This is a genomic window from Streptomyces sp. NPDC041108, from assembly GCF_055592645.1.
On sequence record NZ_JBVIYK010000005.1, the window covers coordinates 529,025 to 543,332 of the forward strand.

Annotated in this window: 16 protein-coding genes; 11 read left to right on the forward strand and 5 right to left on the reverse strand. The window is 70.1% G+C overall.

What is annotated here, in order from left to right:
- Positions 1-49 precede the first annotated feature (49 nt).
- The 3 genes from ACZ6BB_RS18065 (at position 50) to ACZ6BB_RS18075 (ending at position 2,638) form a co-directional block, all read left to right on the forward strand.
- A complete protein-coding gene (locus ACZ6BB_RS18065) occupies positions 50-1,006 on the forward strand; it encodes a heme o synthase (protein WP_471616135.1) in 957 nt (318 codons plus the stop codon).
- A gap of 107 nt (positions 1,007-1,113) precedes the next feature.
- Positions 1,114-1,476 carry a hypothetical protein gene (locus tag ACZ6BB_RS18070; RefSeq protein ID WP_471616136.1) on the forward strand — a complete coding sequence of 121 codons (363 nt, stop codon included), beginning with the start codon at positions 1,114-1,116 and terminating at the stop codon, positions 1,474-1,476.
- Between the two features lie 55 nt (positions 1,477-1,531).
- Positions 1,532-2,638, forward strand: coding sequence for an amidohydrolase family protein (locus tag ACZ6BB_RS18075; protein WP_471616137.1), 1,107 nt, complete (start codon positions 1,532-1,534; stop codon positions 2,636-2,638).
- 35 nt (positions 2,639-2,673) lie between these two features.
- Here ACZ6BB_RS18075 and ACZ6BB_RS18080 read toward each other — a convergent pair whose 3' ends face one another.
- From ACZ6BB_RS18080 to ACZ6BB_RS18100, 5 genes are all read right to left on the reverse strand, one after another.
- On the reverse strand, positions 2,674-3,540 hold the full coding sequence (locus tag ACZ6BB_RS18080) for an SMP-30/gluconolactonase/LRE family protein (protein WP_471616138.1): 867 nt from the start codon (positions 3,538-3,540) through the stop codon (positions 2,674-2,676).
- Positions 3,541-3,824: 284 nt separating this feature from the next.
- Positions 3,825-4,832: a COX15/CtaA family protein gene (locus ACZ6BB_RS18085; RefSeq protein ID WP_471616139.1), complete on the reverse strand. Its 1,008-nt coding sequence runs from the start codon at positions 4,830-4,832 to the stop codon at positions 3,825-3,827.
- Between the two features lie 59 nt (positions 4,833-4,891).
- Positions 4,892-5,677 (reverse strand): ABC transporter permease, encoded by a 786-nt coding sequence (locus ACZ6BB_RS18090; protein ID WP_471616140.1) that lies wholly within the window; start codon positions 5,675-5,677, stop codon positions 4,892-4,894.
- A complete protein-coding gene (locus tag ACZ6BB_RS18095) occupies positions 5,674-6,597 on the reverse strand; it encodes an ABC transporter ATP-binding protein (protein WP_471616141.1) in 924 nt (307 codons plus the stop codon). The genes ACZ6BB_RS18090 and ACZ6BB_RS18095 overlap by 4 nt, the downstream gene beginning before the upstream one ends.
- A gap of 10 nt (positions 6,598-6,607) precedes the next feature.
- Entirely contained in the window at positions 6,608-7,441 is an 834-nt protein-coding gene (locus ACZ6BB_RS18100) for an AAC(3) family N-acetyltransferase (protein WP_471616142.1), read from the reverse strand.
- A gap of 160 nt (positions 7,442-7,601) precedes the next feature.
- Here ACZ6BB_RS18100 and ACZ6BB_RS18105 point away from each other — a divergent pair, with 160 nt between their 5' ends.
- The 8 genes from ACZ6BB_RS18105 to ACZ6BB_RS18140 all read left to right on the forward strand — a co-directional run bounded on the left by ACZ6BB_RS18105 (position 7,602) and on the right by ACZ6BB_RS18140 (position 14,190).
- On the forward strand, positions 7,602-8,336 hold the full coding sequence (locus tag ACZ6BB_RS18105; protein WP_471616143.1) for a helix-turn-helix transcriptional regulator: 735 nt from the start codon (positions 7,602-7,604) through the stop codon (positions 8,334-8,336).
- Positions 8,333-9,757: a Fe-S cluster assembly protein SufB gene (sufB, locus tag ACZ6BB_RS18110; RefSeq protein ID WP_275459283.1), complete on the forward strand. Its 1,425-nt coding sequence runs from the start codon at positions 8,333-8,335 to the stop codon at positions 9,755-9,757. The genes ACZ6BB_RS18105 and sufB overlap by 4 nt, the downstream gene beginning before the upstream one ends.
- Before the next feature lie 84 nt (positions 9,758-9,841).
- Positions 9,842-11,032 (forward strand): Fe-S cluster assembly protein SufD, encoded by a 1,191-nt coding sequence (sufD, locus tag ACZ6BB_RS18115; RefSeq protein WP_471616144.1) that lies wholly within the window; start codon positions 9,842-9,844, stop codon positions 11,030-11,032.
- Positions 11,029-11,349 (forward strand): non-heme iron oxygenase ferredoxin subunit, encoded by a 321-nt coding sequence (locus ACZ6BB_RS18120; RefSeq protein ID WP_045560919.1) that lies wholly within the window; start codon positions 11,029-11,031, stop codon positions 11,347-11,349. Before sufD ends, ACZ6BB_RS18120 begins: the two co-directional genes overlap by 4 nt.
- A gap of 7 nt (positions 11,350-11,356) precedes the next feature.
- Positions 11,357-12,121 carry a Fe-S cluster assembly ATPase SufC gene (gene sufC / locus ACZ6BB_RS18125; RefSeq protein ID WP_471616145.1) on the forward strand — a complete coding sequence of 255 codons (765 nt, stop codon included), beginning with the start codon at positions 11,357-11,359 and terminating at the stop codon, positions 12,119-12,121.
- The gene (locus ACZ6BB_RS18130; RefSeq protein ID WP_471616146.1) at positions 12,118-13,374 is read left to right on the forward strand and encodes a cysteine desulfurase; all 1,257 of its coding nucleotides are present in this window, start codon (positions 12,118-12,120) and stop codon (positions 13,372-13,374) included. The genes sufC and ACZ6BB_RS18130 overlap by 4 nt, the downstream gene beginning before the upstream one ends.
- Positions 13,375-13,390: 16 nt before the next feature.
- The gene (sufU, locus tag ACZ6BB_RS18135; protein ID WP_037728144.1) at positions 13,391-13,861 is read left to right on the forward strand and encodes a Fe-S cluster assembly sulfur transfer protein SufU; all 471 of its coding nucleotides are present in this window, start codon (positions 13,391-13,393) and stop codon (positions 13,859-13,861) included.
- A complete protein-coding gene (locus ACZ6BB_RS18140) occupies positions 13,858-14,190 on the forward strand; it encodes a metal-sulfur cluster assembly factor (protein ID WP_005477879.1) in 333 nt (110 codons plus the stop codon). Before sufU ends, ACZ6BB_RS18140 begins: the two co-directional genes overlap by 4 nt.
- Positions 14,191-14,308: the final 118 nt, after the last annotated feature.

Below are 14,308 nucleotides of genomic sequence, written 5' to 3' on the forward strand. Positions count from 1 at the left end.
GGGAGTTCACAACCGGGGGCTTGCTGAGGAGTCTCTGTCAGGGGTGTGCGTGACGGCCGTCGAATCCCGTCCACCGGGAGTGCTTGGCGCGAGCAGCACGAGCAGCAGCCGGGGTCAGCGGCCGATCGGGGCCCGAGTCAAGGCGTTCGTGGCGCTCACGAAGCCGCGGATCATCGAACTGCTGCTGATCACCACCGTTCCGGTGATGTTCCTCGCGGAGCAGGGGGTCCCGGACCTCTGGCTGGTGCTCGCCACCTGTATCGGCGGCTATCTCTCGGCCGGCGGTGCCAACGCGCTCAACATGTACATCGACCGCGACATCGACGCGCTCATGGAGCGCACGTCGCAGCGGCCGCTGGTCACCGGCATGGTCACCCCGCGTGAGGGCCTGGTCTTCGGCCTCACCCTCGCGGCCGTCTCCACCGCCTGGTTCGGCCTGCTCGTCAACTGGCTGTCCGCGTGGCTGTCGCTCGGGGCGCTCCTCTTCTACGTCGTCGTCTACACGATGATCCTCAAACGGCGTACCTCCCAGAACATCGTCTGGGGTGGCATCGCCGGCTGCATGCCGGTCCTCATCGGCTGGTCCGCCGTCACCAACTCGATGTCGTGGGCCGCCGTCATCCTCTTCCTGGTCATCTTCTTCTGGACCCCGCCGCACTACTGGCCCCTGTCCATGAAGGTGAAGGACGACTACGCCCGCGTCGGCGTCCCGATGCTCCCCGTGGTCGCCTCCAACAAGGTCGTCGCACGGCAGATCGTCCTCTACAGCTGGGTGATGGTCGCCGTCTCCCTGCTGCTGACCCCCCTCGGCTACACGGGCTGGTTCTACACCGCGGTCGCCCTGGTGACGGGCGGCTGGTGGCTCTGGGAGGCACACGCCCTCCAGAACCGCGCGAAGGGCGGAGCGACCGGCGGCAAGCTCAAGGAAATGCGCCTGTTCCACTGGTCGATCACCTACGTCTCGCTGCTCTTCGTGGCGGTGGCGGTGGACCCCTTCCTGCGCTGAGGCCGGGACGCGCCCCGAGGGGCGCGGGGCCGTATCGATACGGCGAGTGGTCAAGCCCACAAACCCCGCCATCGCCGCCCGCCCTACCCATCGGTAGCATCCTGCCCATGGCAGACACCAAGCAGGCAGACGAGGCCAAGGCAACCAAGGCCGCCGCCAAGGCCGAGCGCCGAGCGACCCGGCTGGCCAAGCAGATCGGCGCCTTCGCCAAGGCACACCGCGGTGCCGAGGCCCAGGTCGCCTACATCGGCGAACAGGGCGCCCGTATCGTCCTCGTCGGCGAGGACGGCGGCTGGGGCGACCTGGTGGCACCCTCGTACGCGATCGCCGAGGCGGCCGTCGCCAAGGCCGGCGTCACCGTCCACGAGGACTTCGACGGCGAGTTCGCGGCCAAGGTCACGACCGGCCCGTACGAATGGTCGCGGATGGCCGGAATCCAGGTCGGCGGTCCGAAGAACAGCAACACCTGAGCCCGGCTCACCCGTTAGGCCCCGTGAACGACGGAGTCGGCCTCGGGGAGCCCGGATGATCGAAACGCCGTCCCTCGTGGACCAGTACTGCCACGGCGTACTGCGCACGGAGCTGGGCCTCGGCACCTTCGAGGCCCACCTCGCGCGCAGCGAGGGCCCGCCCGCGCCCGGGACCACTTTCTTCGACACCCAGACGGGTTTCGCCGTACGCCGCTGGTGCCCGCCCCTGCTCGGTCTGGAGCCGCACTGCCCACCGGCCCGCTATCTGGCCCGGCGCCGCGAACTGGGCGTCCTGGAGACCGGCCGCAGACTCCTGCGGGGCAGCGGCATCACGACCTACCTCGTCGACACGGGGTTGCCCGGCGATCTCACCGGTCCGGGCGAGATGGCCTCCACCGCGGACGCCGACGCTCATGAGATCGTCCGCCTCGAACTCCTCGCCGAACAGGTCGCCGACACCTCCGGCACCGTCGAGGCGTTCCTGGCCAATCTCGCCGAGTCGGTGCACGCGGCCGCCGCACACGCCGTCGCCTTCACCTCGGTGGCGGGCGTACGGCACGGCCTGGCGTTCGCGCCCGAGCCGCCCGGGCCGGGGGAGGTGCGGGGCGCGGTGGGGCGCTGGCTCGCGCACCGGCCGGTCGGCGGGGCGCTCACCGACCCCGTTCTCCTGCGCCATCTGCTGTGGATCGCCGTCGCCTCGGGCCGCCCCCTCCAGCTCCACGCGGGCCTCGGCGAACCGGGCCTGCGCCTCGACGCCGCCGACCCCGTCCTGCTGACCGACTTCGCCCGCGCCACGGCCGGCCTCGGCACCGATCTGGTCCTGCTGCACGGCTATCCGTACCACCGCCACGCGGCCCATCTCGCCGGGGCCTTCCCGCACGTCCACGTCGACCTGGGCGCCGAACTCGTCCGCACCGGCGCACGCGCCACCGCCGTGCTCGCCGAGGTCCTGGAACTCGCCCCCTTCGGCAAGATCCTCTTCTCCAGCGGCGCACACGGCCTGCCCGAGCTGCACGTGGTCGGTGCCCGGCTGTTCCGTGAGGCACTGGCCCGGGTGCTGGGGGCCTGGGTGGCGGAGGGCGCCTGGTCACCGGCGGACGCACAGCGCGTGGCGGAACTGGTCGCGGCGGGGAATGCGCGGCGGGTGTACGGGCTGGCGTAGGCGGGTGGCAGGGCTGCCCGCCCGACGGAGGTTGTTCAGGGCACGAGTGCGAGTCCGGTGACAGGGCCGGGGAATTTCGTGACGAGCCGTTTGTTTCCGTCCGCGACAGTGACCTCGTACACGGCACCCGAGAGGTCGGACACATAGACGCTGCCGTTCGTGTGGTCGACGGCCAGTCCGATCGCCTCGTGAAAGTCGTCGGCGATGATCGTGGGCGTGTCGCCTCGCCGTCCGGGCGGCGGTACGGGAGCGCGGTTGAGGGTGTTGCCCAGCGGGCCGACGCCGCGGTCGGTCCAGTAGAGAACCCGGCCGTTCGGGTCGAGTTCGAGGTCGATGGGCTCCGGAAGTCCGGCCCACAGCGTTTCGATGTCGTCGCGGTCGTCGGGCGATGTTCCTGCCGGGAGTTCGAGCCGGGCGCGAAGGATGCGGCCTCTGCCGCCGTCACTGGGACCCTTCTGGGTCCAGTACAGCCAGCCCTGCGCCGTGTCGACCGTGATGCCGACGCATTCCTCCTCGGCGCGTGTCGGCCCGTGCCCGGCGGTCAGGACGAGGGCTGTCAGTCCGGAGCCGTCCCGCTCGGCGCGGTAGACGCCGCGGCCCTCCCGGTCGCACCAGTAGAGCCGTCCGGTCGCCGGGTCCGTGGTGAGCTGCTTGCCGGTGGTGAAGGTGCCACGCGGGACGACGATCTGCGGGGCACCTCCGGAGAGGGGCACGCGCTGGACGGAGCCGTTGCGGTGGGTGAACGGTGGCTCTACGCCGGGCTGGGGCGGTGCGTCCGGCGTTACCATGAGCGTGATGTACGCACAACCCTCGGTCTCGTCCACCACGATGCCGTCCGGCGCCTCCGTGATACCGAGGGCTATGTCCGTCACGGTGCCGTCGTCCGGGTCGATGCGGTGCACGCCGCCCGGGACGACTTCGAGAGCGTAAAGCCGCGATGATCGGGCCGGCCGGCCGCGGACTCTGTCGTCGTCACCTTTGGACCTCTTCTCCGGGGCTTTCCGCTGGTGCGGGACCTGGCATACATACTGAGCGATGTGCGCCGTGCGCCTTCGGCTGAGACACGTGATCAGTCGGCGCCGTCCGCCCGTGCGAGCGTGGAGGCGGTCGAGGACCAGGGAGAACCTGGGGCCCGGGACGTACGCCCTGGTCGGGGCGTACACATGACGTACGCGCGCGGGGACCTCTACGCCCGCGTGGCCAACTTCTCCTCCGACGGGCCCGGTACGTCCGCCGTGGCCTCCGGGCGTTCCCGCAGGGACAGCAGGACGCGGAGCATGGCGATCCACACCAGGCACGAACCCAGCATGTGCGCGCCGACCAGGATCTCGGGGAGGTCGGTGAAGTACTGGACGTAGCCGACGACGCCCTGGGCCAGGAGGACCAGGAACAGGTCACGGGTGCGGTTCAGCGGCTCGCGCAGGGCGTCCACCGCCTTCAGGACGAACCACAGGGCGAAGGTGAGCGTCACCACGATCCAGGCCAGCACCGCGTGCAGCTTGGTGACGTTCTCCCAGTTCAGCGGGATGCGGTGGACCTCGCTGGAGTCACCGGCGTGCGGGCCGGCGCCCGTGACGACCGTGCCCACCGCGATCAGCAGCAGGGTGACGCCCACCAGGATCGCCACCAGCTGCCGCACCGCCTGGCCGACCAGCGCCCGCGGGGCGGTGTCGCCCTCGCCGGTGCGGTGCCACATCACGGCGGCGACGGCGATGAGCGCGGTGGAGAGCAGGAAGTGCGCGGCCACCGTGTACGGGTTGAGGCCGACCAGGACGACGATGCCGCCGAGCACCGCGTTGCTCATGACGACCCAGAACTGCGCCCAGCCCAGCCGGGTCAGGCTGCGCCGGTACGGCTTCTGCGAGCGCGCGGCGACGATCGCCCAGCCGACCGCCGCGCACAGCACGTACGTCAGCAGCCGGTTGCCGAACTCGATGTAGCCGTGGACGCCCATCTCACGGGTCGCGGTGAGCGAGTCGTCGGTGCACTTGGGCCAGGTCGGGCAGCCGAGGCCCGACCCGGTGAGCCGCACGGCACCGCCGGTCACCACGATCACCACCGCCATGACGAGGGCGGCGAGGGCCGCCCGCCGGACCGTTCTGGGGTCCGGGGTCCAGCGGCCGGCGATGAAGGCGAGAGGGTTGCGCGCTGCGGAGACGAGGTCGTCGCGGGTCGGTTTCGGCACGCGCACCATGGTAGGCCCGTCGCTTGTGCACGCGTTCACGAGGGTACGGCCGGGGTGGTGACCTGCGCTTATTCCCAGCGGAAGTACCGGGCGGCCGCGCCCAGCCCGAGCACCGCCCACACGGCGAGGATCCCGAGGTCGCCCCACGGCACGCCCGCGCCGTGCTGGAGGACGTCCCGCAGCCCGTCCGACAGCGCCGAGATCGGCAGCAGTGCGAGCACGCTCTGCGCCGCGTCCGGGAACTTGTCCAGCGGGACGACGACACCGCCTCCCACGAGCAGCAGCAGGAAGACCAGGTTCGCCGCCGCGAGCGTCGCCTCAGCCTTCAGCGTGCCCGCCATCAGCAGGCCGAGGCCCGAGAAGGCGGCCGTCCCGAGGACGAGAAGGAGCACCACGGCGAAGGGGTTGCCGTGCGGGTCCCAGCCCATCGCGAAGGCGATCACCGTGAGCAGGACGACCTGGAGGACCTCGGTGACCAGCACGGACAGGGTCTTCGCGGTCATCAGACCCCAGCGCGGGAGCGGCGAGACCGCCAGCCGCTTCAGCACGCCGTAGCGGCGCTCGAAGCCGGTGGCGATCGCCTGGCCGGTGAACGCCGTCGACATCACGGCGAGTGCCAGGACGCCCGGCGCCAGGAAGTCGACCGCCTCGCCGTCGCCCGTGTCCACGATGTCCACCGAGCCGAACAGCACCAGCAGCAGGGCCGGGATGACCACGGTGAGGAGCAGCTGCTCGCCGTTGCGCAGCAGCATCCGTGTCTCCAGGGCCGCCTGGGCCGTGATCATACGGGTCAGGGGGGCGGCGCCCGGCATCGGCGCGTACGTGCCCGCGTCCCTGTCGGTCCTCGCGCTCATGAACGCAGCTCCTTGCCGGTCAGTTCCAGGAAGACGTCCTCCAGGGTGTGCCGTTCCACCGAGATGCGGTCCGGCATCACCCCGTGCTGGGCGCACCAGGAGGTGACGGTCGCGAGGAGCTGCGGGTCGATCTTGCCGGTCACCCGGTAGACACCGGGCGTCAGCTCGACGGCGGCGGAGTCCGCCGGGAGGGCCTTGAGCAGGGAGCCGACGTCGAGGGCGGGGCGGCCGGTGAAGCGCAGGGTGTTCTCGGCGCCGCCCCGGCACAGTTCCTCGGGCGAGCCCTGGGCGACGACCCGGCCGCCGTCGATGATCGCGACGTCGTCCGCGAGCTGCTCGGCCTCGTCCATGTGGTGCGTGGTGAGGATGACCGCGACGCCGTCCGCGCGCAGGTCCCGGACCAGCTCCCAGGTGGCCCGGCGGGCCTGCGGGTCGAGGCCGGCGGTGGGCTCGTCGAGGAAGACCAGCTCGGGGCGGCCGACCACGGCCATCGCGAGGGCGAGCCGCTGCTGCTGGCCGCCGGAGAGCCGGCGGTAGGCCGTACGGCCGCAGCCGCCGAGCCCCAGACGCTCGATCAGGGCGTCGACGTCGAGCGGGTGGGCGTGCAGCCGGGCCACGTGCCGGAGCATCTCCTCGGCGCGGGCGCCGGAGTAGACGCCGCCGGACTGGAGCATCACGCCTATCCGGGGGCGCAGCGCGGCGGCCTCGCGGACCGGGTCGAGACCGAGAACGGACACCGAGCCGGAGTCCGGGCTCCGGTAGCCCTCACAGGTCTCGATCGTCGTCGTCTTCCCCGCGCCGTTGGGCCCGAGCACGGCGGTGACGCCCGCTTCGGCCGTCAGGTCCAGGCCGTCCACCGCGGTCTTGTCGCCGTACCGTTTCACCAGGGACCGGACCTGGACCACGGGGTCACTTCGCATGAGCCCGAGTCTAGGGACGCGGCCGGGCGACGAGGCGGCCGGGTCCGGAGATCTCCTCCTCACGGGGACGGTGCAACGGGAGCCAGCGCTCGGCGTACGCCACCGCCTCGGCCACCGGGAACAGACGTACGTCCGCCGCGCCCACCCTGGTCCGGCGGATCCCCCGGTCGCGTTCGAAGTCGTGGCCCAGCTCGTCGAACCGGTCCGAGTCGATCGACACCTCGGTCACCACCTCCCAGCCCTGCGGACCAGGCCGGCCCACCTCGACCAGCGGTGCGGGCGTGCGGTACTCGGCCAGGTGGAAACTGGTGCAGGTGTCGTAGCCCGCGCCGAGCAGCAGCACCCGGGCGCCCGCCCGCTCCAGCCGGGCCAGCGGGCTGCGTTCGCCGAGGCGGCAGTCGGGGGCGTGGTCGGCGAGGAGCGCGGCCGCGGCCGGACCGATCGCCGCGAAGGACGTCTGGGGGTGCGCGCTGCGCAGGGCGCCCGGCCAGGTCCGTACCGTCTCGGGGATCACACCGACCCCGCGGGAGGGCGTGATCGCGGGGTCGTAGCAGGGCATGGCCACCCGTATGGGCTCCCACCACTCCTCGGGTACCGGCGGACGGGCCCAGAGCGCGGGATCCGAGAGGTCGCCGGTCTGGGTGGGGACGACCAGGGTGCCGTCCGGACCGAGCGCGTCGAGCAGCGCCCGGACCACCGTGACGGCGCCTCCGCAGACCCAGCCGAGCGCGCTGAGCGAGGAGTGCACGAGGAGGGTCTCGCCGGGTTCGACACCGGCGGCACGCAGGTCCGCCGCCAGGCCGGCGCGAGTGACGAGCGGGCCGGTGGGAGGGGTTGTCGACATGGTGTGGCAGTCTTCCGGAGCGGCTCGCGCGACGCCACCGACTTGATCGAGCAGTGATCGTTCTCCCAGGTCAGCTTAGGTTTGCCTAAGTGATGCACGGCACCGCCCGCCGTCCGGACGCGGCTTGCCCCTCTCTGAGGAATTACGCAACAATGGCGTTGTGAAAAACGTCGGCGAGGCTCCGCAGGAGGAACTCGCGACCGGTGAGCGGTCCACCCGCAACCGCGTCGCGCGGTCCATCCTGTCCCACGGCCCGTCCACGGTCGCCGACCTCGCCGGGCGCCTCGGGCTCACCCAGGCCGCCGTCCGCCGGCACCTCGACGCACTGGTCGGCGACGACGTCGTGCAGCCCCGCGAGCAGCGCGTCTACGGCGCGCGTACGCGCGGGCGCCCCGCCAAGGTGTTCGCCCTGACGGACTGCGGACGGGACGCCTTCGACCAGTCCTACGACAAGCTCGCGGTGGACGCGCTCCACTGGATCGCGGACCGCGAGGGCGGGGAGCAGGCCGTCGCCGCCTTCGCCCGCGCCCGGGTCGCCGCCGAGGCCGGCGCCTACCGGCGGGCCGTCGAGGCCGCGGACCCCGAAGAGAAGACCGAAGCCCTGGCCAAGGCCCTGAGCGCCGACGGGTACGCTGCTACGGCGCGCAGCGCGCCCCACCCCCACCAGGGGGAGCAGCTCTGCCAGCACCACTGCCCGGTAGCGCATGTCGCCGAGCGGTTCCCGCAGCTCTGCGAGGCCGAGACCGAGCTGTTCGCCGAACTGCTCGGCACCCACGTCCAGCGGCTGGCCACCATCGCCCACGGCGACGGCGTCTGCACGACGTTCATCCCCAGAATTTCCAAGACAGCCAACGACACCGCATCTGCACGTACCGCCGGGAGGAACCCCGCATGACGCTCCCCATCGAGGAGACCGCCCACCCCGAGCTCGAGGGGCTGGGCAACTACGAATACGGCTGGGCCGACTCCGACGTGGCCGGTGCCTCTGCCAAGCGCGGTATCAACGAGGACGTCGTCCGAGACATCTCCGCCAAGAAGAACGAGCCGGAGTGGATGACCAAGCTCCGCCTCAAGGGCCTGCGCCTGTTCGAGAAGAAGCCCATGCCGAACTGGGGCTCGGACCTGTCCGGCATCGACTTCGACAACATCAAGTACTTCGTGCGCTCCACGGAGAAGCAGGCGGAGTCCTGGGAGGACCTGCCCGAGGACATCAAGAACACGTACGACAAGCTCGGCATCCCCGAGGCGGAGAAGCAGCGCCTCGTCGCGGGCGTCGCGGCCCAGTACGAGTCCGAGGTCGTCTACCACCAGATCCGTGAGGACCTGGAGGAGCAGGGCGTCATCTTCCTGGACACCGACACCGCCCTGAGGGAGCACCCGGAGCTCTTCAAGGAGTACTTCGGCACGGTCATCCCGGTCGGCGACAACAAGTTCGCGTCGCTGAACACCGCGGTGTGGTCCGGCGGCTCCTTCATCTACGTGCCGAAGGGCGTGCACGTGGAGATCCCGCTCCAGGCCTACTTCCGTATCAACACGGAGAACATGGGCCAGTTCGAGCGGACGCTGATCATCGTCGACGAGGACGCCTACGTCCACTACGTCGAGGGCTGTACGGCCCCGATCTACAAGTCGGACTCCCTGCACAGCGCGGTCGTCGAGATCATCGTCAAGAAGGGCGCCCGCTGCCGCTACACGACCATCCAGAACTGGTCGAACAACGTCTACAACCTGGTCACCAAGCGCGCCGTGGCGTACGAGGGCGCGACCATGGAGTGGATCGACGGCAACATCGGCTCCAAGGTCACCATGAAGTACCCGGCCGTCTACCTGATGGGCGAGCACGCCAAGGGCGAGACGCTCTCCATCGCCTTCGCGGGCGAGGGCCAGCACCAGGACGCCGGCTCCAAGATGGTGCACATGGCGCCGAACACCTCCTCCAACATCGTCTCCAAGTCGGTGGCGCGCGGTGGCGGCCGTACCTCCTACCGCGGCCTGGTCGAGATCGGCGAGGGCGCGCCCGGCTCCAAGTCGAACGTGCTGTGCGACGCGCTGCTCGTCGACACCATCTCCCGCTCGGACACCTACCCGTACGTCGACGTCCGCGAGGACGACGTGTCCATGGGCCACGAGGCGACCGTCTCCAAGGTCTCCGAGGACCAGCTCTTCTACCTGATGAGCCGTGGCCTGAGCGAGTTCGAGGCGATGGCGATGATCGTGCGCGGCTTCGTCGAGCCCATCGCGAAGGAGCTGCCCATGGAGTACGCGCTGGAGCTCAACCGGCTGATCGAGCTGCAGATGGAAGGCGCGGTCGGCTGACGCGCCACCGGATCAGCAGCTAGCGGCCCGCCTCCCCGGGCGGGCCGAGGTTCGAGAACGTAGGAAGAGAGCAGACCGACAGCCATGGCTGAGGCTCAGAACATCCCGGTGGGGTCCACCACCGCCGGCGCGGTGGCCGTTGCCGCCGAGTCGACCGTCGCCACACGCATGAGCGCGCCCCCGTCCTTCGACGTGGCGGACTTCCCGGTCCCGCACGGCCGTGAGGAGGAGTGGCGGTTCACCCCGCTGGAGCGGCTGCGCGGGCTGCACGACGGCACCGCCGTCGCGAGCGGCGGCCTGAAGGTCGACGTGCAGGCGCCCGAGGGCGTCACCGTCGAGGGCGTCGGCCGCGACGACGCGCGCCTCGGCAGGGCGGGCACCCCCGTGGACCGCATCGCCGCCCAGGCCTACTCGTCGTTCGAGAAGGCCGGCGTGATCACCGTCCCCAAGGAGACGGTCCTCGCCGAGCCGATCCGGATCGCCGTGCACGGCGAGGGCGGCACCGCCTTCGCCCACCAGGTGATCGAACTGGGCGCCTTCGCCGAGGCCGTCGTCGTCATCGACCACACCGGTGACGCCGTCCTCGCGGCCAACGTCGAGTACGTCCTCGGTGACGGCGCCAAGCTGACCGTCGTCTCCGTCCAGGACTGGGACGACAAGGCCGTGCACGTGGCCCAGCACAACGCCCTCGTCGGCCGGGACGCGAGCCTCAAGTCGGTCGTGGTCACCTTCGGCGGCGACGTCGTCCGCCTCCACCCGCGCGTGTCCTACTCCGGCACCGGCGGCGAGGCCGAGCTGTTCGGGCTGTACTTCACGGACGCCGGCCAGCACCAGGAGCACCGCCTCCTGGTCGACCACAACGTCCCGCACTGCAAGTCGAACGTCGTCTACAAGGGCGCGCTCCAGGGCGAGGGCGCCCACGCCGTCTGGATCGGCGACGTGCTCATCGAGGCCAAGGCCGAGGGCACCGACACCTACGAGATGAACCGGAACCTGGTCCTCACGGACGGCGCCCGGGTCGACTCGGTGCCGAACCTGGAGATCGAGACCGGCGAGATCGTCGGCGCCGGCCACGCCTCCGCGACCGGCCGCTTCGACGACGAGCAGCTCTTCTACCTGATGGCCCGCGGTATCCCGGCCGACGAGGCCCGACGCCTCGTCGTCCGCGGCTTCTTCGCCGAGCTGGTCCAGCAGATCGGCGTCGACGACATCCAGGAACGCCTCCTCGCGAAGATCGACGAGGAGCTGGAGACTGTGACTGGATCCGGCCGATGACCACCTACGTACGCGCCTGCGGGCTGAGCGAGCTGGAGGAGGACACCCCGAAGCGGGTGGAACTCGACGGCACGCCGGTCTCGGTCGTACAGACCGAGGGCGAGGTGTTCGCCATCCACGACATCTGCTCCCACGCGAACGTCTCGCTCTCCGAGGGAGAGGTGGAGGACTGCCAGATCGAGTGCTGGCTGCACGGCTCCGCGTTCGACCTCAGAACCGGTAAGCCGTCCGGCCTTCCCGCGACGCGCCCCGTTCCCGTATACCCCGTAAAGATCGAAGGGGACGACGTGCTCGTCTCCCTCACCCAGGAGTCCTGAGGCACCCATGGCAACGCTTGAAATCCGAGACCTGCACGTCACCGTCGAGGCCGACAACGCCACGAAGGAGATCCTCAAGGGCGTCGACCTCACCGTGAAGCAGGGCGAGACGCACGCCATCATGGGCCCCAACGGCTCCGGCAAGTCGACCCTCGCCTACTCCCTCGCGGGTCACCCGAAGTACACGATCACCAGCGGCACCGTGCTGCTCGACGGCGAGGACGTCCTGGAGATGTCCGTCGACGAGCGCGCCCGCGCGGGCCTGTTCCTGGCGATGCAGTACCCGGTCGAGATCCCCGGCGTCTCGGTCTCCAACTTCCTGCGCACCTCCGCCACCGCCATCCGCGGCGAGGCCCCCAAGCTCCGCACCTGGGTCAAGGAGGTCAAGGAGACCATGCAGCGCCTGAACATGGACCCCGCCTTCGCCGAGCGCAACGTCAACGAGGGCTTCTCCGGCGGTGAGAAGAAGCGCCACGAGATCCTCCAGCTGGAGCTGCTCAAGCCGAAGGTCGCGATCCTCGACGAGACGGACTCCGGTCTGGACGTCGACGCGCTGCGCATCGTCTCCGAGGGCGTCAACCGCGTCCGCGAGACCGGCGAGGTCGGCACCCTGCTGATCACCCACTACACGCGCATCCTGCGCTACATCAAGCCCGACTTCGTCCACGTCTTCTCCGGCGGGCGCATCGTCGAGTCCGGCGGCGCCGAGCTCGCCGACAAGCTGGAGAACGAGGGCTACGAGGTATACACGAAGGGTGGCGCATCCGCGTGACACAGCTGCCGGGCCTCCTCGACACCGAGGCGATCCGCAAGGACTTCCCCATCCTGGACCGCCAGGTCCACGACGGTAAGAAGCTCGTGTACCTGGACAACGCGGCGACCTCGCAGAAGCCGCGCCAGGTGCTGGACGCCCTGAGCGAGTACTACGAGCGCTACAACGCCAACGTCCACCGCGGTGTGCATGTGCTCGCCGAGGAGGCCACGGCGCTGTACGAGGGAGCGCGCGACAAGGTCGCCGCCTTCATCAACGCGCCCTCGCGCGACGAGGTGATCTTCACCAAGAACGCCTCCGAGTCGCTGAACCTCGTGGCGAACATGCTCGGCTGGGCCGACGAGCCCTACCGGGTGGACGCCGAGACCGAGATCGTCATCACGGAGATGGAGCACCACTCCAACATCGTGCCGTGGCAGCTGCTCTCGCAGCGCACGGGCGCGAAGCTGAAGTGGTTCGGGCTGACCGACGACGGCCGGCTCGACCTGTCCAACATCGACGAGATCATCACGGAGAAGACGAAGATCGTCTCCTTCGTGCTGGTGTCCAACATCCTCGGCACGGTCAACCCCGTCGAGGCGATAGTGCGCCGGGCGCAGGAGGTCGGCGCCCTGGTCTGCATCGACGCCTCGCAGGCCGCGCCGCACATGCCGCTGGACGTGCAGGCCCTTCAGGCCGACTTCGTGGCCTTCACCGGCCACAAGATGTGCGGTCCGACGGGCATCGGTGTGCTCTGGGGCCGCCAGGAGCTGCTGGAGGACCTGCCTCCGTTCCTCGGCGGCGGCGAGATGATCGAGACGGTGTCGATGCACTCGTCGACGTACGCCCCCGCCCCGCACAAGTTCGAGGCGGGCACCCCGCCGATCGCCCAGGCGGTCGGCCTCGGTGCGGCGATCGACTACCTGAACTCCATCGGCATGGACAAGATCCTCGCCCATGAGCACGCGATCACCGAGTACGCGGTGAAGCGGCTGACGGAGGTCCCTGACCTGCGGATCATCGGCCCGGCCACGGCCGAGGAGCGGGGCGCGGCGATCTCCTTCACGCTCGGCGACATCCACCCGCACGACGTGGGCCAGGTTCTCGACGAGCAGGGCATCGCGGTCCGGGTCGGCCACCACTGCGCCCGCCCCGTCTGCCTGCGCTACGGAATTCCCGCGACCACCCGAGCGTCGTTCTATCTGTACTCCACCCCGGCCGAGATCGATGCCCTGGTCGACGGCCTGGAGCACGTACGGAACTTCTTCGGCTGAGGGGACGAGCGATCGCATGAAGCTGGACTCGATGTACCAGGAAGTCATCCTGGACCACTACAAGCACCCGCACGGCCGGGGCTTGCGGGACGGTGACGCCGAGGTGCACCACGTGAACCCGACGTGCGGCGACGAGATCACCCTGCGAGTGAAGTACGACGGCACGACCGTCGAGGACGTGTCGTACGAGGGCCAGGGCTGTTCGATCAGCCAGGCCTCGGCCTCCGTGCTGAACGACCTCCTCGTCGGCAAGGACCTCGCCGACGCGCGGAAGATCCAGGAGACCTTCCTGGAGCTGATGCAGTCCAAGGGGAAGATCGAGCCGGACGACGCGATGGAGGAGGTGCTGGAGGACGCGGTCGCGTTCGCCGGTGTCTCCAAGTACCCCGCCCGGGTCAAGTGCGCCCTCCTCAGCTGGATGGCGTGGAAGGACGCGACGGCCCAGGCGCTGGGCGCCGACGCCGACGTCGAAAGGAAGACGGCATGAGCGAGACCCTGGAGATGAAGCCGGCCTCCGAGGAGGAGGTCCGCGAGGCCCTGTACGACGTGGTCGACCCCGAGCTGGGCATCGATGTCGTCAACCTCGGCCTCATCTACGGCATCCACATCGACGACGCGAACATCGCGACGATCGACATGACCCTGACCTCGGCGGCCTGTCCGCTGACGGACGTCATCGAGGACCAGGCCAAGTCCGCGACGGACGGCATCGTCAACGAGTTGCGCATCAACTGGGTCTGGATGCCCCCGTGGGGCCCCGACAAGATCACCGACGACGGCCGCGAGCAGCTGAGGGCGCTCGGGTTCAACGTCTGAGATCCGTGACAGGGGTGTGGGGGGCGGACGAAAGGAAGACGAAAGCAGGGAAACGCCACCACCCCCCCCTCCCGCCGCCGCCCCCGTCCACGACCCTCCCCCCCACACAAAAAACCCC